The 21,304-nt window shown below is 60.6% G+C and carries 20 protein-coding genes; 7 read left to right on the top strand and 13 right to left on the bottom strand.

Translation table 11 applies throughout. The features are described from left to right. The first annotated feature begins 9 nt into the window (after positions 1–9). Complete coding sequence (locus AB7M33_RS13510; protein ID WP_454242974.1) at positions 10–636, top strand: hypothetical protein; 627 nt, start codon at positions 10–12, stop codon at positions 634–636. Between the two features lie 57 nt (positions 637–693). On the opposite strand, the gene AB7M33_RS13505 is transcribed toward AB7M33_RS13510, so the two are convergent. Beyond that, entirely contained in the window at positions 694–1,890 is a 1,197-nt protein-coding gene (locus AB7M33_RS13505; RefSeq protein WP_454242973.1) for a methionine gamma-lyase, read from the bottom strand. Positions 1,891–2,017: 127 nt separating this feature from the next. Here AB7M33_RS13505 and AB7M33_RS13500 point away from each other — a divergent pair, with 127 nt between their 5' ends. From AB7M33_RS13500 to AB7M33_RS13490, 3 genes are all read left to right on the top strand, one after another. Next, complete coding sequence (locus tag AB7M33_RS13500) at positions 2,018–2,497, top strand: Lrp/AsnC family transcriptional regulator (RefSeq protein ID WP_454242972.1); 480 nt, start codon at positions 2,018–2,020, stop codon at positions 2,495–2,497. A 390-nt stretch (positions 2,498–2,887) separates the two neighbouring features. Further along, positions 2,888–4,414 (top strand): S-type pyocin domain-containing protein, encoded by a 1,527-nt coding sequence (locus tag AB7M33_RS13495; protein ID WP_454242971.1) that lies wholly within the window; start codon positions 2,888–2,890, stop codon positions 4,412–4,414. Beyond that, complete coding sequence (locus AB7M33_RS13490; protein ID WP_265968557.1) at positions 4,411–4,674, top strand: bacteriocin immunity protein; 264 nt, start codon at positions 4,411–4,413, stop codon at positions 4,672–4,674. Before AB7M33_RS13495 ends, AB7M33_RS13490 begins: the two co-directional genes overlap by 4 nt. A gap of 128 nt (positions 4,675–4,802) precedes the next feature. Here the strand turns inward: AB7M33_RS13490 and cysN are convergent, their stop codons facing one another. From cysN to AB7M33_RS13475, 3 genes are all read right to left on the bottom strand, one after another. Continuing rightward, the gene (gene cysN / locus AB7M33_RS13485; RefSeq protein WP_027595325.1) at positions 4,803–6,704 is read right to left on the bottom strand and encodes a sulfate adenylyltransferase subunit CysN; all 1,902 of its coding nucleotides are present in this window, start codon (positions 6,702–6,704) and stop codon (positions 4,803–4,805) included. A gap of 15 nt (positions 6,705–6,719) precedes the next feature. Beyond that, positions 6,720–7,637, bottom strand: a complete 918-nt coding sequence (gene cysD / locus AB7M33_RS13480; RefSeq protein WP_003251799.1) for a sulfate adenylyltransferase subunit CysD — start codon at positions 7,635–7,637, stop codon at positions 6,720–6,722. 266 nt (positions 7,638–7,903) lie between these two features. Then, a complete protein-coding gene (locus AB7M33_RS13475; RefSeq protein WP_027595324.1) occupies positions 7,904–8,662 on the bottom strand; it encodes a Nif3-like dinuclear metal center hexameric protein in 759 nt (252 codons plus the stop codon). A gap of 214 nt (positions 8,663–8,876) precedes the next feature. On the opposite strand from AB7M33_RS13475, the gene algW reads away from it, so the two are divergent. Then, a complete protein-coding gene (algW, locus tag AB7M33_RS13470) occupies positions 8,877–10,037 on the top strand; it encodes a Do family serine endopeptidase AlgW (protein WP_027595323.1) in 1,161 nt (386 codons plus the stop codon). A gap of 116 nt (positions 10,038–10,153) precedes the next feature. Here the strand turns inward: algW and AB7M33_RS13465 are convergent, their stop codons facing one another. The 4 genes from AB7M33_RS13465 to AB7M33_RS13450 all read right to left on the bottom strand — a co-directional run bounded on the left by AB7M33_RS13465 (position 10,154) and on the right by AB7M33_RS13450 (position 14,311). Next, positions 10,154–10,918 carry an amino acid ABC transporter ATP-binding protein gene (locus AB7M33_RS13465; RefSeq protein WP_003251792.1) on the bottom strand — a complete coding sequence of 255 codons (765 nt, stop codon included), beginning with the start codon at positions 10,916–10,918 and terminating at the stop codon, positions 10,154–10,156. A gap of 10 nt (positions 10,919–10,928) precedes the next feature. Further along, entirely contained in the window at positions 10,929–12,026 is a 1,098-nt protein-coding gene (locus AB7M33_RS13460; RefSeq protein WP_265968556.1) for an amino acid ABC transporter permease, read from the bottom strand. Positions 12,027–12,036: 10 nt separating this feature from the next. Next, a complete protein-coding gene (locus AB7M33_RS13455; RefSeq protein ID WP_099430380.1) occupies positions 12,037–13,215 on the bottom strand; it encodes an amino acid ABC transporter permease in 1,179 nt (392 codons plus the stop codon). Positions 13,216–13,282: 67 nt separating this feature from the next. Further along, positions 13,283–14,311, bottom strand: a complete 1,029-nt coding sequence (locus AB7M33_RS13450) for an amino acid ABC transporter substrate-binding protein (protein ID WP_027595320.1) — start codon at positions 14,309–14,311, stop codon at positions 13,283–13,285. Positions 14,312–14,642: 331 nt separating this feature from the next. Here AB7M33_RS13450 and AB7M33_RS13445 point away from each other — a divergent pair, with 331 nt between their 5' ends. Next, positions 14,643–15,299 carry an alpha/beta hydrolase gene (locus AB7M33_RS13445; RefSeq protein ID WP_274888009.1) on the top strand — a complete coding sequence of 219 codons (657 nt, stop codon included), beginning with the start codon at positions 14,643–14,645 and terminating at the stop codon, positions 15,297–15,299. A 101-nt stretch (positions 15,300–15,400) separates the two neighbouring features. Beyond that, complete coding sequence (gene rhlB, locus AB7M33_RS13440; RefSeq protein ID WP_027595318.1) at positions 15,401–16,864, top strand: ATP-dependent RNA helicase RhlB; 1,464 nt, start codon at positions 15,401–15,403, stop codon at positions 16,862–16,864. Between the two features lie 160 nt (positions 16,865–17,024). Here the strand turns inward: rhlB and moaE are convergent, their stop codons facing one another. The 5 genes from moaE to AB7M33_RS13415 form a co-directional block, all read right to left on the bottom strand. Further along, positions 17,025–17,471, bottom strand: a complete 447-nt coding sequence (gene moaE, locus AB7M33_RS13435; protein ID WP_027595317.1) for a molybdopterin synthase catalytic subunit MoaE — start codon at positions 17,469–17,471, stop codon at positions 17,025–17,027. A 2-nt stretch (positions 17,472–17,473) separates the two neighbouring features. Continuing rightward, positions 17,474–17,719 carry a molybdopterin converting factor subunit 1 gene (gene moaD, locus AB7M33_RS13430; protein ID WP_099430383.1) on the bottom strand — a complete coding sequence of 82 codons (246 nt, stop codon included), beginning with the start codon at positions 17,717–17,719 and terminating at the stop codon, positions 17,474–17,476. Continuing rightward, entirely contained in the window at positions 17,719–18,189 is a 471-nt protein-coding gene (gene moaC / locus AB7M33_RS13425) for a cyclic pyranopterin monophosphate synthase MoaC (protein ID WP_027595315.1), read from the bottom strand. The genes moaD and moaC overlap by 1 nt, the downstream gene beginning before the upstream one ends. Before the next feature lie 200 nt (positions 18,190–18,389). Next, positions 18,390–19,784: a PhoH family protein gene (locus tag AB7M33_RS13420; RefSeq protein ID WP_027595314.1), complete on the bottom strand. Its 1,395-nt coding sequence runs from the start codon at positions 19,782–19,784 to the stop codon at positions 18,390–18,392. Between the two features lie 266 nt (positions 19,785–20,050). After that, positions 20,051–21,187, bottom strand: coding sequence for a polysaccharide deacetylase family protein (locus AB7M33_RS13415; protein WP_454242970.1), 1,137 nt, complete (start codon positions 21,185–21,187; stop codon positions 20,051–20,053). Between the last annotated feature and the right edge of the window lie 117 nt (positions 21,188–21,304).

The following is a 21,304-nucleotide window of genomic DNA, read 5'->3' as shown; positions in this document are numbered from 1 at the left end:
AGAACTCTTATGCTGACTCACCGACAACGCTCATTCATTGCCACTGTTGAGGCTGTGGACGGTAGCTTGAACTTTCTCGACGAACTGCTGGGCAAGCCAGCCGAATTCATGACCCCTTCAACCTACCTCCCTGCCAGAAGAGCCAACATCTCACTACCACGATTTGCACCGCATTATGTAGATCTGCCAGCCGAGGTAATACCCGGCAAGAAAAAAATCAAGTCGAATTACTGGGGACATTCACCTGACACAATCGACGTCGCCCCCTTGCAACTCTACTTTCGCTGCGTGGATGAGGGTTATCGGCTGTTTGTTCGCTCTTCCGTGCGCTACAAGCACGCACTTTACCTTCACGACGAGAACTGTGTGTGTGCTTTAACCTCACCGTTCAATGGCGTCTACCCAACACCGTTCGACTTGTTGGATACCAACAACGCACCTCTGGCATTCGGCGACCTTGATGACCAAGCCACCGTGCGCCTGACCCCAGCTGGCGAACGTGCGCCACTCATGCTGCAAACATTCAAAGATAATCCTTTCACCTATGTTTCCACGCAGGGCCAGCAACCTCTGGAACTGCGCCTGAATATTCTGGAAAGAAACGCCGCCTACTTGAACGACCCTGACGAAGTTTGATCGCCAGGCGTTGGCCTCTGGCGCTGGCAAGCCAGCGTCAGGACCAGCACAACCGAATCAATTGCAAACCGTCAACGCCTGTCGTACATCCTCGATAAGATCCTCCACATCCTCAAGCCCCACCGATAAACGAACCAAACCTTCTGATATCCCGTGATGTGCCCGCTCCTTCGGCGTATAGCTGGAATGGGTCATGCTCGCCGGATGCTGCGCCAGCGACTCGGCATCGCCCAGGCTCACCGCCCGCGCGAACAGCTGCAGGGCATTCATGAAGCGCCGCCCGGCTTCGATGCCGCCCTTGAGCTCGAATGCGATCATGCCGCCCGGCAGGCGCATCTGCCGTTGAGCGAGTGCGTACTGGGCAAACGAGGGCAGCCCTGGGTAGTGGATAAACTCGACCTGCGGCTGGCGCGCGATAAACTCCGCCACCTGCTGGGCGTTGGCGCAATGGCGGTCCATGCGCAGGGCCAGAGTCTTGATACCGCGCATCAACAGCGAAGCGTCATGCGGCGACAGCACCGCGCCCGTCATGTCTTTGAGGCCTTCCAGGCGTATCCGGTCGATCAGCGCCTTGCGCCCCACCACCAGCCCTGCGGTGAGATCACCATGGCCGCTCAAGTACTTGGTGGCCGAATGCACCACCAGGTCGGCTCCCATTTCCAGGGGCCGCTGCAAATAAGGCGTGCAGTAGGTGTTGTCGACCACGATATGCAAATCATGCCCACGCGCGGCATCCGCCACGGCCGCGATATCGACCAGTTGCATGTTGGGGTTGGCGGGTGTTTCGAAGTAGATCATCCGTGTTTTGCTGGTGATCGCCGCTTTGAGTGCCTTAGTGTCGTTAAGGTCGACGTGACGGATTTTCACCCCGAACTCGCCAATGCCATGGTGCAGGAAGGCGAAGGTGCAGCCATACAACGTGCGCCCGACAATTAGCTCATCACCCGGCCGTAGTAGGGTCCAGATCGTCGAGGTGATGGCCCCCATCCCAGAAGCCAGCGCCAGCCCGGCCTCGCCCCCTTCCAACGACGCCATGCGCTGTTCCAGCAAGGCCAGCGTCGGGTTGGAAATACGGCTGTAGAAGTGCCCCGCTTCCTCCCCTGCAAAGCAGGCAGCGCCATATTCAACGGTGGGGAAGGCATAGGTCGCTGTTTGATACACCGGCGGCACGAGGGCGCCCCCGTGGGAAAGCGGGTCATAACCATGGTGGATGGCCCGTGTGGAAAAACCGGTGTTGTTATGGGAGTCGCGCATGGCAACAGCCTCTGGTGGTTTGTTATAAGCTTATGCCACCGAGCTGCCTGAGTTTTTCCAAAATAGCCCACGCAATCGAGCACTTTTTGGAACAAAAACAACAATTATTCGATCAGGAGGGCAAAACATGCCTTCGACCCTCGACCGCACCGACCGCGCCCTGCTCGCCGCCCTGCAGGACAACGCCCGCCTTACCGTCTCCGAGCTTGCCGACCAGGTAGCGCTGACCACCTCGCCTTGCTGGCGGCGGGTCAAATTGCTGGAAGATAACGGCTATATCACCGGGTACCAGGCCATTCTTTCCCCTAAATCATTGGGGTTTGGCGTAACCGCTTTTGTCAGCATCATGATGGATTCGCATACCAAAGACATGGCCTTGGCCTTTGAGAAGCGGTTGATGGAAATACCCGAAATCGTTGCCTGCCATAATATTTCCGGGCGCTATGACTTCTTGCTGGAAATACTGGCGCGGGACCTTGAATCGTTTGGGGAATTCACCCGGGAAGTACTGCAGCGGTTGCCAGGAGTTAAAGAAATTTATTCGAGTTTTTCGTACAAGGCAGTGAAAGAGAGGCGCGTGATTCCTGTGTCGGAAAAGCATATCTGATTCAGACCTTTCCGAACGGCAGGAAGGGTCCTACCGATGGATAGGCCGCAACTGACATACTGCACATTCAATACACGAAAAGCTTTGCCATGTAGTGATCAGGAGAACCTACATGGCACAGGACAAAACGTATTATCTCACCGAAGGGCTTTGGATTAGCGCCGCTGCCCCCACGGGTGCTGAACTCAGGTTAATGGGTGGCGGTGGAGGCGGACCAGGCGGAGGGGGCTGGGGGCTGAGTGAAGGCTACCCTCGCGGTACCAGCCCAACCAAAAATGATATTGCGCGGGTCATTTCAACACGGAGAGTGTTGACAGAGGAATATCAGGTCATCGAGAAAGACCACGAAGAAAAATATACTCAAGAGATAAACCAGCTCCCAGAGCTCTGGTGCAGAGCAAACAATCGCAAATACCGCAGTACCCAGATCAAAATCCGCGGATCAGCAGCCCTCTGTCGAAACCCCAACTGGAAGGGCTGTTGCATCTTGTGGATGAGCAAAGATTGCGCCGAGCTGGTCAGCGCTGGAAGGAATATCACCAGGCCCTTGCATTGAGCGAATCGATCAGGTTCCTCGATACCTTCACAAGTGCTACGCAGAATCTTAACCAGCGCGCGGCCGAAGTTGAACACTTACAAGCTCAGTTTGCAGCGCAACAGGCGGCGGCTGAGGAAGCCGCTTGGCTACAGGCTGAGGCTGAGCGCCTGGCTGCCGAGGAAGTGGTGAGGCAGCAAGCCGAAGCTGAGCGATTGGCCGCAGAAGAAGCGGCACGCCAGCAAGCCGAAACTGAGCGTTTAGCTGCCGAGGCGGAACGGCAGCAGCTCGAGACGTTGCTCAAACGTATAAGTTACAACCACGAAGGCCGACTGGCGGCATCGGTCCCTGCAATCATCCCCATCGGTGCTGCAACGTTCGCAATCGCCGAGACCGCCTATACAGCGTTAGGGGCTGCAATATCTGCAGCTTTGACCAGGATTATTGCGGCTTCCACTCCCACCCTAGCGGTGGGCTCCCTGGCTATGGCCTGGCCGTCGACGTTGGCCAACAGCGAACGTCACTACCTCATCAGCACGCCCCTCGCTAACCTTTCACCTCCGAACGGTCCGGATCTAGTCGCCCTTGCCCTCTCATCAACCAGTATCGATTTACCTTACCTTCTTGCAGGGGCCGAAGACCAACATGGGCTGGATCTCTACGTGGTACCTGGCGCTAAGCCAGTACCCGTTCGCGCCGCGACTTTCGACAGCGAGCGCCAGCTTTACAGCCTGGCACTGGAGAACCCTCAGCGAATTCTGACCTGGACCCCAGCCAGCGCACCGGGGGATGAACAGGGAAGCTCTACCAGTCTTCCGCCGGCACCACCTGGGACTGTCGTTTACACCGGCAGCAGCCTTAATCCTGTAAGCACCGAGCAGGACGGTTATCCGGCTCTGGAGCTACTGGATCAAGAACGGCTGATAATCACCTTTCCGCTGGATTCGGGTTTGCCGCCTATTCTGGTGGTGTTCAAGAGCCCGCGATATGAGCCAGGGATTGCTACAGGGTTAGGCTCGCCAATCACTGGTATCTGGCTCGATGAAGCAGCCAGGCAGACCGGGGCAGAAATTCCAACGCAGATTGCGGATGTGCTGAGGGGACGGGAATTTCGAGATTTCGATGCTTTCCGAGCCGCATTCTGGAAGGCTGTAGCCGAACACCCCGAGCTGTCTAGTCAATTTAACACTGCAAATAGAAATCTCATGGCTAGAGGACACGCCCCCAAAGCACGTGACAAAGATCACTACAAGGGGCACGCTACTTTTATACTCCATCACGTGATTCCAATTTCCGAACATGGAGCTGTATACGATGCTGACAACTTGAAGATTGTCACGCCGGCAGCGCATCACAACATACATTACGGGGCATCAGAATGACTCCAAAAAACAGCATATCTGAATTCACAGAACTGGAATTCCTTGAATTTATAACCTCAATTACAAACCCACCCAACAATATAAGCGAACAGGATTTAGATTCACACATCATGAGATTTAAATCGCTAAGCGAACATCCGAATGGCTCGGACTTAATATACTGGCCTGAGGCAGACGGCCTTGATACGCCAGAGGAAATCGTACGCATCATAAAAGAGTGGCGCGCAGCTAACGGCAAGCCAGGATTTAAAGCAGAGTAAATCCAACACCCCGCTCATACGGGGTGTTACTCCTTAAAAAATAGTGCGTTCCAGACCTGTGAGATTTGCACGTCCGGACACAAACAAAAAACCCCGCCGAAGCGGGGTTTTTCATGCAGCCTCAGCGCTTAGATCGCGCCACGCTGGCGCAGCACATCCAGCACCTGCTTCACGCCTTCGTCGACACTGGTGTTCTGGGTATCGATCACCAGGTCAGCGTCCAGCGGCACATCGAACGGGAAGCTTTCACCCGGGATGTTGTCGCCACCGGCAGCATACAGGCCCTGCGGGTCGCGCTCGCGGCAGGCGATTGGCGAGGCCTGGACGTAAACGGTCACCAGACGCTCCTTGCCGATCAGCGCCTTGGCCTGTTCGCGGCCTTCGGCATCCGGGGCGACGAAGGCGGCCAGGGTCAGCATGCCGGCTTCGTTGAACTGGCGCGCCACATGGGCGGCGCGGCGCCAGTTCTCGGTGCGGCCGGCGCGGTCCTGTGGCAGGCCCTTGTTCAGGTCGTGGCGCAGGTTCTGGCCATCGAGCACGTACACCGCACGGCCCATGTCGAACAGCTTGCGCTCCACGGCGTAGGCCAGGGTGCTCTTGCCAGCACCGGACAGGCCGCTGAACAGCACGGTGGCCGGCTGCTGGCCGAAGCGCAGGGCGCGCTCTTCGGTGGACACGTGAGCCTGCTTGCCATGCTGGCCGGTGCTGCCGTGCGGCAGCACTGGCTGCGCGATGATCATGCCGGCGCCAACGGTGCCGTTGGTCAGGCGGTCGATGACGATGAACGCACCGGTGGTGCGGTTGCTGTCATAGCCGTCCAGTGCGATGGCGCTGTCCAGGGACACCTTGACGCGACCGATCTCGTTCAGCTGCAGCGCGCTGGCCGCATCCTTTTCGAGGGTGTTCACATCGACCTTGTGGGTGATGCTGGCGATCGAACCCGGCACATAGCTGGTGGCACGCTTGATGTCGTATTTCTTGCCGGGGAGCATGGGCTCTTCGGCCATCCACACCAGCATCGCGTCGAACTGGTCGGTCACCGGCGGGACGTTGTCGGCATGCACCAGCAGGTCGCCACGGGAGATGTCGATTTCGTCTTCCATGGTCAGGGTCACGGCCTGGCCTGGGCCGGCGTTTTCCAGCTCACCTTCGTAGGTGACGATGGACTTGACCCGGCTGCTCTTGCCCGAAGGCAGCACGACGATTTCGTCGCCCTTGTGCACCACACCACTGGCGAGGGTGCCGGCAAAGCCGCGGAAGTTCAGGTTCGGACGGTTGACGTACTGCACCGGGAAGCGCAGGTCGGTGAAGTTGCGGTCGGCCGCGACTTCCACGGTCTCGAGGATTTCCATCAGCGCAGGGCCGGTGTACCACGGCGAACGCTCGCTGCGGTTGACCACGTTGTCGCCCTTGAGCGCCGACATCGGCACGAAGTGCAGGCTGCTCGGCGTCAGGTTGATGGCATCGGCGAACTTCAGGTAGTCGGCCTTGATTTCTTCGAACACGCCTTCGTCGAACCCTTTGAGGTCCATCTTGTTGACGGCGACGACGATGTGCTTGATGCCCAGCAACGAGGCGATGTAGCTGTGACGACGGGTCTGGGTCTGCACGCCGTAGCGGGCATCGACCAGGATGATCGCCAGGTCACAGGTGGATGCACCGGTGGCCATGTTACGGGTGTACTGCTCGTGGCCCGGGGTGTCGGCAATGATGAACTTGCGCTTGGCGGTGGAGAAGTAGCGGTAGGCGACATCAATGGTGATGCCCTGCTCACGCTCGGCCTGCAGGCCGTCGACCAGCAGCGCCAGGTCGACTTCTTCGCCGGTGGTGCCGGACTTCTTCGAATCACGGGTGATGGCTTCGAGGTGGTCCTCGTAGATCATCTTCGAGTCGTGCAGCAGGCGCCCGATCAGGGTGCTCTTGCCGTCGTCGACGTTGCCGCAGGTCAGGAAACGCAGCAGTTCCTTGCGCTCGTGCTGGGCCAGGTAGGCGAGGATGTCCTCGCTGATCAGATCAGATTGGTGCGACATGGAGTAACCCTGAAATTAGAAGTAGCCTTGGCGTTTCTTGTCTTCCATGGAGCCGGCGCCATCGTGGTCGATGACACGGCCCTGGCGTTCGGACGTACGGGTCAGGAGCATTTCCTGAATGATGTCCGTCAGGGTCTCGGCTTCGGACTCGACAGCACCCGTCAACGGGTAGCAACCGAGGGTACGGAAACGCACCTTCTTCTTGACGATGCGGGCCTTTTCTTCCTCGGAGAGGTGCTCAAGGATGCGCTCGTCGTCGATCATGATCAGGGTGCCGTTCTTCTCGATGACTTCACGCTCGGCGGCGAAGTACAGCGGCACGATCGGGATGCCTTCGAGGTAGATGTACTGCCAGATGTCCAGCTCGGTCCAGTTCGACAGCGGGAAGACGCGGATCGACTCGCCCTTGTTGACCTTGCCGTTGTACACGTTCCACAGCTCGGGGCGCTGGTTCTTCGGGTCCCAACGGTGCTTGCTGTCGCGGAACGAGTAGACGCGTTCCTTGGCGCGCGACTTCTCTTCGTCACGGCGGGCACCACCGAAGGCGGCGTCGAAACCATGCTTGTCCAGCGCCTGCTTGAGGCCCTGAGTCTTCATGATGTCGGTGTGCTTGGAGCTGCCATGGGTGAAGGGGTTGATGCCCTGCGCCACACCCTCAGGGTTGACGTGGGTGATCAGCTCCAGGCCCATTTCCTCGACCATCTTGTCGCGGAAGCTGTACATCTCCTGGAATTTCCACTGGGTGTCGACGTGCATCACCGGGAACGGCAGCTTGCCCGGGAAGAAGGCCTTGCGCGCCAGGTGCAGCATCACGGCGGAATCCTTGCCGATCGAGTACAGCATCACCGGGTTGTCGAACTCGGCGGCCACCTCGCGGATGATGTGGATGCTCTCCGCCTCCAGCTGTTTCAAGTGCGTCAGTTTGTCGACCATGGCTACTCACGAAAAACGATCTTATGGACGGCCTGCGGGCCGTGTTCGAGCGAGCCACTTTATCACAGCGGCTGATTCTATTTAGGAGGCGGGCTAGATCGAAACAATCTAACGATATGACTGGGGGTTTGGGCTCTGGCTACTCACCACCAGCCGTTGTAGGAGCAGCCTTGGGCTGCGAAGAGGCCAGTGGTGGCACTTTACCTGTACCGGCCTCTTCGCAGCGCAAGGCTGCTCCTACAGGGGTTGTGGGAGATCCGGAAGGGTTAGATCGGGTTGGGGCAATCGATGAACAGATGTTCCACGGCGAAGCGCCGGGCCAGGTAGTCGCCCAGGGCCTGCACGCCATAGCGCTCGGTGGCATGGTGCCCGGCGGCGATGAAGCTGACGCCGTTTTCGCGAGCACTGTGGAAGGTCTGTTCCGACGCCTCGCCACTGATGAACAGGTCGACCCCTGCGGCAATCGCGGTATCGATATACCCCTGCCCGCCCCCGGTGCACCAGCCCACACGGCGGATCATCTGCTCGCCTTCAACCAGCAACGGCTCACGCCCCATCACCTCTTGCACCCGCCGGGCAAAATCCCGTGCAGTCATCGGCTCAGCCAGCGACCCGACCAAGCCAACCACTTTCGGGTTTTCCGGGTCCAGCGGCCCCTCGACGGTGATATCCAACTGGCGCGCCAGCTGCACGTTGTTGCCCACCTCCGGGTGTACATCCAGCGGCAGGTGGAACGCCAGCAGGCTGATGTCGTGCTTGAGCAGGGTTTTCAAACGGCGCTGTTTGATCCCCGTGATGCACGGGTTCTCGCCCTTCCAGAAGTAGCCATGGTGCACCAGCACCAGGTCGGCCTCAGCCTCGACCGCGGCATCCAGCAACGCTTGGCTGGCCGTGACACCGCTGACAATGCGGCTGACCTGCGGGCGGCCCTCGACCTGCAGCCCATTGGGGCAATAATCCTGGATCTTCGCACTGCCCAGGTAGCGCTCGGCTTCCTCGACCAAGGTGTTCAGAGCGACGGCCATGAAAATCTCCTCGAAATCTGCGTTTTTGCCGGGTTCAACACCCGTATACTGGCCGCCATTATGAGCCGTCGCCGGCCTTGGGGAAACCGGCGTCAGCCGCCTGGGTGCAGGCCAGACAAGCCTTCGCCGATCAGCGGTTTCAGGTGTATGATCGCGCGCGCTCGCGCCCCGTGGCGCTGCTATCTGGCTCCCGCCCTACTCCCAGGATTCGTTCATGTTCAAGGCTCTGCGTTACTTTGGCTGGCCCCTGCTCACCGGTGTGTTGATCGCCATGCTGATCATCCAGCGCTTCCCGCAATGGGTCGGCCTGCCCAGCCAGGACGTCAACCTGCAGCAGGCCCCGCAAACCACTCGGATCATGCAGGGCCCGGTGTCGTATGCCGACGCCGTGACCCTGGCCGCACCGGCGGTGGTCAACCTGTACACCACCAAGGTGGTCAACAAGAGCGCCCATCCGCTGTTCGAAGACCCGCAGTTCCGCCGCTTCTTTGGCGACAACCTGCCCAAGCAGAAGCGCTGGGAGTCGAGCCTGGGCTCGGCGGTAATCATGAGCCCCGAGGGCTACCTGCTGACCAACAACCACGTCACCAGTGGCGCCGACCAGATCGTGGTAGCGCTCAAGGATGGCCGCGAGACCTTGGCGCGGGTGATCGGCAGCGACCCGGAAACCGACCTGGCGGTGCTGAAGATCGACTTGAAGAGCCTGCCGGCCATCACCATCGGCCGCTCCGACAACATCCACATTGGTGATGTCTCGCTGGCCATCGGCAACCCCTTTGGCGTCGGCCAGACCGTGACCATGGGCATCATCAGTGCCACCGGCCGTAACCAGCTGGGCTTGAACAACTACGAAGACTTCATCCAGACCGACGCGGCGATCAACCCGGGCAACTCCGGCGGTGCACTGGTCGATGCCAACGGCAACCTGATCGGCATCAACACGGCCATTTTCTCCAAGTCCGGCGGCTCTCAGGGCATTGGTTTCGCCATCCCGGTGAAGCTGGCGCTGGAGGTGATGAAGTCGATCGTCGAACATGGCCAGGTGATCCGTGGCTGGCTGGGCATCGAAGTGCAGCCGCTGAGCCAGGAACTGGCTGAGTCGTTCGGTATGCAGAATCGCCCAGGCATCGTCGTGGCGGGGATCTTCCGCGAAGGGCCGGCGCAAAAAGCCGGGCTGCAGCTGGGTGACGTGATCATGAGCATCAACGGCGAGCCGGCGGGTGACGGGCGCAAGTCGATGAACCAGGTGGCGCGGATCAAACCCAACGAGAAGATCACCATCGAGGTGATGCGCAATGGGCAGCAGCTGAAGCTGGTTGCCGAGGTGGGGCTGCGGCCGCCGCCTGCTCCGGCGACGACGCAGGAAGAGAAGTAACACTGGGGCTGCTTTGCAGCCCATTCGCAGCACAAGGCTGCTCCTGCAGGGCAATGCGATCCCCCTGTAGGAGCAGCCTTGCGCTGCGAATGGGCCGCAAAGCGGCCCCAACAGCATCAATGCAGAATCTGGCTCAAGAACAACTTGGTCCGATCACTGCGCGGCCGGTCGAAGAAATCATCCGGCGCCGCCTGCTCCACAATCTCCCCCTTGTCCATGAAGATCACCCGGTTCGCCACGGTGCGGGCAAAGCCCATCTCGTGGGTGACACAGAGCATGGTCATGCCGTCCTCGGCCAGGCCCACCATGGTATCGAGCACTTCCTTGACCATCTCTGGGTCGAGCGCCGACGTCGGCTCGTCGAACAGCATGATCTTCGGTTTCATGCACAGCGCCCGGGCAATCGCCACACGCTGCTGTTGGCCGCCCGACAACTGCCCCGGGTACTTGTGCGCCTGCTCAGGGATACGCACCCGCTCCAGATAATGCATGGCGATTTCCTCGGCCTTGCGCCGCGGCATCTTGCGCACCCACATCGGCGCCAGTGTGCAGTTTTCCAGAATGCTCAGGTGCGGGAACAGGTTGAAGTGCTGGAACACCATGCCCACCTCACGGCGGATCGCCTCGATCTGCTTGAGGTCGTTGGTCAGCTCGACGCCATCGACGACGATGCGCCCCTGCTGGTGCTCTTCAAGCCGGTTAAGGCAGCGGATGGTAGTCGACTTGCCCGACCCGGATGGCCCGCACAGCACGATGCGTTCGCCCTGGCGCACATTCAGGTTGATGTCCTTGAGCACATGGAACTGGCCGTACCATTTGTTCACACCCTGCATCTGGATGATGCCTTCGGGGCCAGCAGGCTGCTTGATCGCTTCACTCATTTCGAAACTCCTAACGCTTGTGGCCAGTGTCCAGCTTGCGCTCCAGGTGCATGGAGTAGCGGGACATACCGAAACAGAAAATCCAGAAAACCAGCGCAGCGAACACGTAGCCCTCGGTGGCCATGCCCAGCCAGGCCGGGTCGGCCGCCGCTTGCTTGACGCTGTTGAGCAGGTCGAACAGGCCGATGATGATGACCAGGCTGGTGTCCTTGAACAGGGCAATGAAGGTGTTGACGATGCCGGGGATCACCAGCTTCAGCGCCTGGGGCAGGATCACCAGGCCCATCGACCGCCAGTAGCCCAGGCCCATGGCCGCAGCCGCTTCGTATTGCCCCTTGGGGATCGCCTGCAGGCCACCGCGCACCACCTCGGCGATGTACGCCGACTGGAACAGGATCACGCCGATCATCGCCCGCAGCAGCTTGTCGAAGCTCATGCCTTCGGGCAGGAACAGCGGCAGCATCACCGAGGACATGAACAGCACGGTGATCAACGGTACGCCGCGCCAGAACTCGATGAAGGTCACGCAGACCACCTTCACCGCCGGCATCCGCGAACGCCGCCCCAATGCCAGCAGGATGCCCAGCGGTAACGCACCGACGATACCCACGGTGGCGATCACCAGGGTCAGCATCAGCCCGCCCCACTGGCTAGTCGGCACGCTTTCCAGGCCCAGGTAGCCGCCATGCAGCAGCGTGTAGGCGAGGACCGGGTACAGCACCAGGAAGCCCAGGCCATACACGGCCTTGCGCGGGAAGCGCTTGATGAACAGCGGCGCGGCGCCGAGCACGGCCAGCCACACGGTCAGGTCCACGCGCCAGCGCAGTTCCGTCGGGTAGTAGCCGTACATGAACTGGCCAAAGCGCTGCTGCACGAACACCCAGCAGGCGCCCTCCTTGGTGCAGTCTGCGCGGGTGGTGCCGACCCAGTTGGCATCGATCAGCGCCCATTGCAGCAAAGGCGGTACGATCAGCCACACCAAATAAAGGGCGAACAGGGTCAGCAGGGTATTGAGCCAGCTGGAGAACAGGTTGGCACGCATCCATGCGAGCACGCCGACGGTCTTCACCGGTGGCGGCATGTCAGGTTTGAAAACGTGAGCATTCACGGGCGTATCCTCACCGCTCGATCAGCGCAATGCGCTTGTTGTACCAGTTCATCAGCAGCGAAATGCTGATGCTGATGGCGAGATAGACACTCATGGTGATGGCAATCACCTCGATGGCCTGGCCGGTCTGGTTGAGCACCGTACCGGCGAACAGCGAGACCATCTCTGGGTAGCCGATACCGGCCGCCAGCGACGAGTTCTTCGCCAGGTTCAGGTACTGGCTGGTCAGCGGCGGAATGATCACCCGCAGTGCCTGGGGGATGATCACCTTGCGCAGGGTCGGGCCCTCGCGCAGGCCCAGCGAACGCGCAGCTTCAGTTTGGCCATGGCTGACCGAACGGATGCCGGAGCGCACGATTTCGGCAATGAACGCCGCGGTATAGATCGTCAGCGCCAGGGTCAATGCCAGCAGTTCCGGGATCAGCACCCAGCCACCGACGAAGTTGAAGCCCTTCAACTGCGGCACTTCCCAGTGCACGGGGCTGCCGAACAGCAGCACGCAGAGGCCAGGGATGGCAATGAACAGCGCCAGCCCCACCCAAAACTTGTGAAACGGCTCACCGGTCTCGTTGAAGCGTTTGTTGGCAACACGCACCATCACCACGATGGCCGCGATCGCCAGCGCCAGGGCAATGACAAACGGCCAGAAGCCATCGGCCATCGAGGCGCCGGGCATGTTCAGGCCCCGGTTGCTGATGAAGAACAGGTCGTTGATGTTGATGCTGCCCCGCGGCCCTGGCAGGGTCAGGAACACCGCGAAATACCAGAACAGAATCTGCAGCAAAGGTGGAATGTTGCGGAAGGTCTCCACATACACGGTCGCCAGTTTGTTGATCATCCAGTTCGGTGACAGCCGTGCCACACCGATGATGAACCCCAAGACGGTCGCCAGGATGACGCCGATGATCGTCACCAGCAGCGTGTTGAGCAGGCCGATGACGAACACCCGCGCGTAGCTGTCGGATTCCACATAAGGGATCAAGTGCTGGGCGATGCCGAAGCCGGCACTGCGGTCGAGGAAGTCGAAGCCCGAGGTGATGCCCCGGTGTTGCAGGTTGGTTTGCGTGTTGTGGAACAGGTACCAGCCCAGGCCCACCACGAAGACGATCGTGAGAACCTGGAACAACCACGCGCGCACACGCGGATCGTTCAGGGATAGCCCCTTTTGTGCGCCGATTCGATTTTGCATGAAGTGCCCCGGACAGTAGGGATTCGAACAGCCTGCGGCGGCGGGATGCCGCCGCAGGGTGCAGCCATCAGCGCACAGGTGGCGCGTACTGGATGCCGCCGTTGTTCCACAGGGCGTTCATGCCACGGTCGATCTTCAAGTCAGTGCTCTGGCCCAGGTTCTTCTCGAACACTTCGCCATAGTTGCCCACTTGCTTGACGATCTGGACTACCCAGTCTTTGGGCAGCTTGAGGTCTTTGCCGTACTCGCCGTCAGCGCCAAGCAGGCGGGCGTTGTCCGGGTTCTTGGTGGATTTGGCCTCAGCCTCGACGTTCTTCGACGTGATGCCGGCCTCTTCGGCGTTGAGCATGGCGAACAGGGTCCACTTGACGATGCTGAACCATTCTTCGTCGCCCTTGCGCACCACGGGGCCCAGGGGTTCCTTGGAGATGGTTTCCGGCAGCACCACGTAGTCGGTCGGCGCGGCCAGCTTGGAACGCTGGGCGAACAGCTGCGACTTGTCCGAGGTCAGCACGTCGCAACGGCCGGATTCCAGCGACTTGGCGCTTTCGTCGGAGGTGTCGAAGGTGATCGGGGTGTACTTCAGGTTATTGGCGCGGAAGTAGTCGGAAACGTTCAGCTCGGTGGTGGTACCGGCCTGGATGCAGATGGTCGCGCCATCGAGCTCTTTGGCACTGGAAACCCCCAGCTTCTTGTTGACCAGGAAGCCGACGCCGTCATAGTAGGTGACACCGGCGAACACCAGGCCCATGCCGGCATCGCGCGAGCTGGTCCAGGTGGTGTTGCGCGACAGCACGTCGACTTCGCCAGACTGCAGCGCAGTGAAGCGTTCCTTGGCGTTGAGCTGGCTGAACTTGACCTTGGTCGCATCGCCGAACACGGCGGCAGCGACGGCGCGGCAGACATCGGCGTCGATACCGACGATCTTGCCTTGCGCATCAGGTACCGAGAAGCCTGGAAGACCGTCGCTCACGCCACACTGGACGAAGCCCTTCTTCTTTACCGCATCAAGCGTGGCGCCGGCCTGGGCGGTTGTCACAGCGCCCAGCGCAGCGGCAGCGGTCAGGACTGCCAGGGTGGTTTTCAACATCTTCATTCACAACCTCCAAATCGCTCTTGTTGTACCGAGCCGGAATTGCACCGCACCCTTTTGAGGCGTATCCGACCCGTGTTGGCTTGTTATTGGGTCAATGGCGCAATGGGCTGTTCTATGACAGCCTTCACGTGCAAAGGGTGTTACCGTCACGGCCTGACCCTTGCATCGAATGATTCATAGCAAAGGGCGTACCACAGTTGACGGCTAAAGCGTTTAAGCGCTCGTCAAGTAGGGAAAGTTGTATCGTTGCGACATTCTTTTTCCGACAATCATTTGCAGCGCCTTCTTTTTACGCACACGAAAACAAGACACGCACACTTTCGGAGCAGTCATGACCAACCCGCTGATTCTCGAACCGCAGAAAACCGCCGACGCCTGTGTGATCTGGTTGCACGGCCTGGGCGCCGACCGTTACGACTTCCTACCGGTTGCCGAATTCATGCAGGAACGACTGCTCAGTACCCGGTTCATCATGCCCCAGGCCCCTACCCGCCCAGTCACCATCAATGGCGGCTATGCCATGCCCAGCTGGTATGACATCAAGGCCATGACCCCGGCGCGCGCCATCGACGAGGCGCAACTGGAGGAATCGGCCGATCAGGTGATCGCCCTGATCAAGGCCGAACAGGCCAAGGGCATCAATCTGTCGCGGATTTTCCTGGCCGGGTTCTCCCAGGGAGGCGCGGTGGTGCTGCACACGGCGTATATAAAGTGGCAAGAAGCCCTGGGCGGGGTGATCGCGCTGTCCACCTACGCGCCAACCTTCAACGATGCCCACGAACTCAGCGCCTGCCAGCAACGCACCCCGGCCCTGTGCCTGCATGGCGTGCACGACCCGGTGGTGATCCCTTCGATGGGGCGCACGGCCTTCGAATACCTGAATACTTGGGGTGTTGCCGCCCAATGGCACGAGTACCCAATGGAGCATGAAGTGGCCATCGAGGAACTGAGCGATATCCACGACTGGTTGAGCCAGCAATTGCAATAAGCCAGGCTCGCCCGTCGTTGTAGGTGTATTCCGCTACGCCGTGTCCAGTTCTTGCTTTACACTGCCCGGCGTACATTCCTTAACCAGTTGATGAGACGATCGTGCTCAAGGCACTCAAAAAAATATTCGGCAAAGGAGACGCCGCGCCTCAGGCCGTCGATCCCGCTGCCAGCGTGAAAACGCCCGCGCCTGCTCCCGCTGCTGTGGCTCAGCCCCAGTCTCAGCCAGCGCCTCAGCCGGCCCCAACACTCGCCGACGCCAGCCCTGAGGCCCAAGCGCCTGCCGCCACCGACAAACCGGCCAAGGACAAACCGCGCCGCGAACGCAAGCCAAAGCCGCAGGCCAGCCTGTGGAAGCTGGAAGATTTCGTGGTAGAGCCGCAGGAAGGTAAAACCCGCTTCCACGACTTCAAGCTGTCCAGTGAAGTGATGCACGCGATCCACGACCTGGGCTTCCCCTACTGCACGCCGATCCAGGCGCAGGTATTGGGTTACACCCTGCGCGGCCAGGACGCGATCGGCCGAGCCCAGACCGGCACCGGCAAGACCGCCGCGTTCCTGATCTCGATCATTTCCCAGCTGCAGCAGACGCCGCCGCCCAAAGAACGCTTCATGGGCGAACCGCGCGCGCTGATCATCGCGCCAACCCGCGAACTGGTGGTGCAGATCGCCAAGGACGCCGCCGCCCTGACCAAGTACACCGGCCTGAACGTCATGAGCTTTGTCGGTGGCATGGACTTCGACAAGCAGCTCAAGGCCCTGGAAGCGCGTCATTGCGACATCCTGGTCGCCACGCCGGGCCGCCTGCTGGACTTCAACCAGCGCGGTGAAGTGCACCTGGACATGGTCGAAGTGATGGTGCTGGACGAAGCCGACCGCATGCTCGACATGGGCTTTATCCCACAGGTACGTCAGATCATTCGCCAGACCCCGCCGAAAAGCGAGCGCCAGACGCTGCTGTTCTCCGCCACCTTCACCGAAGACGTGATGAACCTGGCCAAGCAGTGGACCACCAACCCCGCCATCGTCGAGATCGAGCCAGAAAACGTCGCCAGCGAGACGGTCGAGCAGCACGTCTACGCGGTGGCCGGCAGCGACAAGTACAAGCTGCTGTACAACCTGGTGACCCAGAACAAGTGGGAACGGGTGATGGTGTTCGCCAACCGCAAGGATGAAGTGCGGCGTATCGAAGAGAAGCTGGTGCGCGACGGTATCAACGCCGCCCAACTGTCGGGTGACGTGCCGCAGCACAAGCGCATTCGTACGCTGGAGAGCTTCCGTGAAGGCCGGATTACCGTGCTGGTGGCCACTGACGTGGCGGGCCGCGGTATCCACATCGATGGTATCAGCCACGTGATCAACTTCACCCTGCCCGAAGATGCCGATGACTATGTTCACCGCATCGGCCGTACCGGCCGCGCGGGGACCAGTGGCGTGTCGATCAGCTTTGCCGGCGAGGACGATTCCTACCAGCTGCCGGCGATCGAAGAGCTGCTGGGGCGCAAGATCAAATGCGAGATGCCGCCGGATGAGCTGCTCAAGCCGGTGCCGCGCAAGCATCATTGAGGCACGCAGAGCCCAGGTAATTCGCGATCTCTGTAGGAGCAGCCTTGTGCTGCGAAGAGGCCGGTGACAACACAGTCATCGTTGGTGTTAGCACTGGCCCTTTCGCAGCACAAGGCTGCTCCTACAGAGGCCGTGCTGCTTCCGAAGTACACCGATCGGCTTACCAGCGCCCCGCCGCATCCTGGTCACTCTGCTTCCCTTCCACCCAGCGCGGCCCGTCCTGGGTGTTTTCCTTCTTCCAGAACGGCGCCCGGGTCTTCAGGTAATCCATGATGAAGTTGCAGGCATCGAACGCCGCCTGCCGATGGGCACTGGCCACACCGACGAAAACGATCGGTTCGCCCGGCTCCAACGCGCCAATCCGGTGCAACACCTCGACCTTGAGCAAGGGCCAGCGCTGCTCAGCCTCGACCACGATCTTGGCCAACGCCTTCTCGGTCATCCCCGGGTAGTGCTCAAGGAACATCCCGGCCACCTCGCGGCCATCATTGAAATCACGCACGTAGCCGACAAACCCGACCACCGCGCCCACGCCGACATTCGCGGCATGCATGGCATTGACCTCGACACCCGGGTCAAACGCCCCGTGCTGCACTCGCACCGTCATGCTTAGCCTCCGGTCACCGGCGGGAAGAACGCCACTTCGTCGCCCTCTTGCAGCGGCTCGTCGAGCCGGCAGAGCTCTTCGTTGCGCGCGCACATCAGGTTCTGCTCCGCCAGCAATTCATATTGCCCGCCCTTGGCCACCAGCGCCTTGCGCACATCGTCGATCACCGCGAAGTCACCTTCCACGCGTTCGGCATCGAGCCCGAGCAATTCCCGGTAACGGGCGAAATACATCACCTTGACCTTCATCACGCGTCCACCTTGTAGTGGCCGCTCTTGCCGCCGAGTTTTTCCAGCAGGCGCACCTGCTCGATCACCATGCCCTTGTCCACGGCCTTGCACATGTCGTAGATGGTCAGTGCGGCAACGCTGGCAGCGGTCAGTGCCTCCATCTCGACGCCGGTCTGGCCGGCCAGCTTGCAGCGGGCGACGATGCGCACTGCGTCCTGCCCTTCGGCGCTGAGTTCGACCTTGACGCTGGTCAGCATCAGCGGATGGCACAGCGGGATCAGGTCGCTGGTTTTTTTCGCCGCCTGGATACCGGCAATGCGCGCCACGGCGAACACATCGCCCTTGGGGTGCTCACCGTCGACGATCATCTGCAAGGTCTGCGGCAACATGCGCACCCGCGCCTCGGCAATCGCCTCGCGCTCGGTCACGGCCTTTTCAGTGACGTCGACCATGTTGGCCCGCCCCTGGGAATCAAGATGTGTCAGCACTGCTCTGCTCCTGTGAAGGGAACACAGAGTGTAAACCTGTGGGTCAGGTTTGAGCAGTGGCATGTACTGTCGGTGCTAGCCTCTTCGCGGGGCAAGCCCGCTCCCACAGGATCTCCACTGGCCTTGAATCGAGTGGATCTACTGTGGGAGCGGGCTTGCCCCGCGAAGAGGCCGGGCGGCGTACCGCCCGGCTGGGTGGGTTACAGATGCGACTCGGCGTACTCGGCCAGTACCGACCGTGGCACACCCTGCAGGGTGATGTGCACGCCATGGGGGAAGTCCTTGAAGCGCTCGGTCAGGTAGGTCAGGCCCGAGCTGGTCGCGGACAGGTAAGGGGTATCGATCTGCGCCAGGTTGCCCAGGCAGACCACCTTGGAACCGGAACCGGCACGGGTGATGATGGTTTTCATCTGGTGCGGCGTGAGGTTCTGGCACTCGTCGATCAGGATCAGGCTCTGCTGGAAGCTGCGACCGCGAATGTAGTTCAGCGACTTGAACTGCAGCGGCACCCGCTCAAGGATGTACTCGACGCTGCCGTGGGTGCTCTCGTCATCCATGTGCAAGGCTTCGAGGTTGTCGGTGATGGCACCCAGCCAGGGTTCCATCTTCTCCGCTTCGGTGCCCGGCAGGAAGCCGATCTCCTGGTCCAGCCCCTGCACGCTGCGGGTAGCGATGATGCGCCGGTAACGCTTGCTGACCATGGTCTGCTCGATGGCCGCGGCCAGGGCCAGGATGGTCTTGCCCGAGCCAGCGGCGCCGGTCAGGTTGACCAGGTGGATATCCGGGTCGAGCAAGGCGAACAGGGCCAGGCTCTGATGGATGTCTCGCGGTTTCAGGCCCCAGGCTTCCTGGTGCAACAGGGGTTCCTGGTGAAGGTCGAGCAGCAGCAGTTCATCATCGCGGATGCCCTTGATCCAGCCGACGAAGCCTTGTTCATCGATGATGAACTCGTTGATGTGCACTGCCGGCAAGTTGTCGATCATTTGCACACGATGCCAGGTGCGGCCCCGTTCCTGGCGGGTGTCGACCTTGCTGACCCGGTCCCAGAACGAGCCGGTGACCGAATGGTAGCCCTTGGACAACAGCGACACGTCATCGACCAACTGGTCGGTGCTGTAGTCCTCGGCCGCGATACCGCAAGCACGCGCCTTCAGGCGCATGTTGATGTCTTTGGTGACCAGCACCACGTCAAGGTCGGTGCGCCGGGCCCGTACTTCGAGCAACTGGTTGATGATGATGTTGTCGTTGAGGTTTTCCGGCAGCAGCTTGTTCGGCTCGTTGCGCGGGGTCATCAGGATGGACAGGAAGCCCTTGGGCCCACTCTTGTTGCGCTGGATCGGCACGCCCTGCTCGACATCGCTGGGCGAGGCGTTACCTAAGGTCTGGTCGATCAGGCGAATGGCCTGGCGGCATTCGGCGGCGATGCTTTGTTTACCGGTCTTGAGCTTGTCGAGTTCCTCCAGCACCGTCATCGGAATGGCGACGTGGTGCTCCTCGAAGTTGAGCAATGCGTTGGGGTCGTGAATCAGGACGTTGGTATCGAGCACATACAGGATTGGCTTGCTGGAGGAAGGGTTGCGTCCTTGGTCATCCATACTCGGTCACCTTATGTCGAAGCCACACGGCGCGGTCTGCTGCGCCGCAGAGTGACTGCCGGTCTTCCCGTATCCGCGTTGCTACGGGCGGGAAGCGAACCTGACACGGTGGATGACGCCACCTGTGCTGCAGGGCTCGGCTGTCTGGTTTCTTCATACCGCATAAACGATGACTAAAAAAAGCATTTTTACGCGCAGGTGAAGTTTATTTTTCCGATTGACGAACAGGGGTTGGCGAGGGGGCGAGTGAGGTCTACAGTCAGATATTAGTCCCCCTGCTCACGATGCCCATAAGCCTGGCAGCCCTCCCAGCCAATGCCGCTCTGCGCGGTGTTGCGCAACAACCATTCCACCGCCGGCTGTGCCTTGGGCAGGCTGTCGTGGAATTGGATCACCCCCTTGCGCCACAGCAGCATCAAGGTCAGCACCCGCTGCGCCGAGGCCTCTGCGCTCAACGGGCCCTCATCCTGGGCATCGATATCCCACAACGACACCTGCAACCGCTGGCTGGCCATGAACGCTTCGCCATCGGCCCGACGCTGGCCATAAGGCGGGCGGAACAGCGGCACGTACTGCGCCGGCAGGTCAGCCTGCACCCGCGCCTGGCTGCGCCGCAACGAATCCTGCCAGCCCTGCCACTGGGCATGTGAGCGGTACTCCCAGCCCTGAATACCCACGCATTGCCCGCGATAGACCTGTCGCAGAGCCTCCACGGTGGCAGCGTCACGGCGTTGCTGCAGGCGATTGCCCAGCACGAAGAACGTGCCTTCAAGCTTTTGCCGACGCAGGTAATGGGTGAGGGTATCGGTATAGCCCCCGTCTGGCCCTGGGCCCCCCACGAAGGTCAGCAGGAACATGCGATCGTTGAGCTCATCGCCATTGCGTTCCCGGTTGGAAAGGCGCTCGACCTCGCTGCTGGTGTTCGGCAACAGGGCTGCCTTGCGCAGTTGCTCATCCAGGTAACGGACATGGAACTGATGGCTCGGCTCGACCCAGCCGGTATAAAACGTGCCGACATCTGCAGCGAAAATCGCTGCCTGCGTACGCAATTCCGCCATCGACGTGACCGGGTAGCAGAACGAAGCATCCTGTTCGCAACTGCGCTGGGCCTGTTGATAACCCTGCCACAAACGCTGCCACAGGCGTGCCCGCACCAAGCGGACCTTTTGCAGGTTGATCTGCCGCAACCCTAGCCGGGCCGCCAGTGCGCCATCGTCCAGCAGTTCGCTCTCGTGCAGCACCTGGGCGAACGAGAGGATCTCGGCCCGCGAGGCCACGTCAAACAGTGCCGGGCTGTCCAACTGCTCGGGCCATAGGCTGCGGTCCAGGCTTGCCTGGGGTGATGGGGCGGCCTGCACGGCCAGGCTCAACAACGTGGCCAGCAAGGCCGATGCAATGCGCACGGTGGGAAGCTCCGCAACAGCAAAACGCGCACTATAGCGCCTGGCTTGGCGATGGTCTGTGACTATCGTCGGCATAGTTTGGACTTGCCAGGCCCAGCCCGTAGAATCCCCGGCAAC

This window comes from Pseudomonas sp. Y3 TE3536, from assembly GCF_053629175.1.
This window is presented reverse-complemented; position numbering and strand designations above follow the sequence as displayed.

Excerpts from the sequence above, each read along its gene's own strand:
- AB7M33_RS13510 (WP_454242974.1), top strand. The coding sequence starts at position 10 with ATGCTGACTCACCGACAACGCTCATTCATTGCCACTGTTGAGGCTGTG.
- AB7M33_RS13505 (WP_454242973.1), bottom strand. The coding sequence starts at position 1,890 with ATGCGCGACTCCCATAACAACACCGGTTTTTCCACACGGGCCATCCAC.
- AB7M33_RS13500 (WP_454242972.1), top strand. The coding sequence starts at position 2,018 with ATGCCTTCGACCCTCGACCGCACCGACCGCGCCCTGCTCGCCGCCCTG.
- AB7M33_RS13490 (WP_265968557.1), top strand. The coding sequence starts at position 4,411 with ATGACTCCAAAAAACAGCATATCTGAATTCACAGAACTGGAATTCCTT.
- cysN (WP_027595325.1), bottom strand. The coding sequence starts at position 6,704 with ATGTCGCACCAATCTGATCTGATCAGCGAGGACATCCTCGCCTACCTG.
- cysD (WP_003251799.1), bottom strand. The coding sequence starts at position 7,637 with ATGGTCGACAAACTGACGCACTTGAAACAGCTGGAGGCGGAGAGCATC.
- AB7M33_RS13475 (WP_027595324.1), bottom strand. The coding sequence starts at position 8,662 with ATGGCCGTCGCTCTGAACACCTTGGTCGAGGAAGCCGAGCGCTACCTG.
- algW (WP_027595323.1), top strand. The coding sequence starts at position 8,877 with ATGTTCAAGGCTCTGCGTTACTTTGGCTGGCCCCTGCTCACCGGTGTG.
- AB7M33_RS13465 (WP_003251792.1), bottom strand. The coding sequence starts at position 10,918 with ATGAGTGAAGCGATCAAGCAGCCTGCTGGCCCCGAAGGCATCATCCAG.
- AB7M33_RS13455 (WP_099430380.1), bottom strand. The coding sequence starts at position 13,215 with ATGCAAAATCGAATCGGCGCACAAAAGGGGCTATCCCTGAACGATCCG.
- AB7M33_RS13450 (WP_027595320.1), bottom strand. The coding sequence starts at position 14,311 with ATGAAGATGTTGAAAACCACCCTGGCAGTCCTGACCGCTGCCGCTGCG.
- AB7M33_RS13445 (WP_274888009.1), top strand. The coding sequence starts at position 14,643 with ATGACCAACCCGCTGATTCTCGAACCGCAGAAAACCGCCGACGCCTGT.
- moaE (WP_027595317.1), bottom strand. The coding sequence starts at position 17,471 with ATGACGGTGCGAGTGCAGCACGGGGCGTTTGACCCGGGTGTCGAGGTC.
- moaD (WP_099430383.1), bottom strand. The coding sequence starts at position 17,719 with ATGAAGGTCAAGGTGATGTATTTCGCCCGTTACCGGGAATTGCTCGGG.
- AB7M33_RS13420 (WP_027595314.1), bottom strand. The coding sequence starts at position 19,784 with ATGGATGACCAAGGACGCAACCCTTCCTCCAGCAAGCCAATCCTGTAT.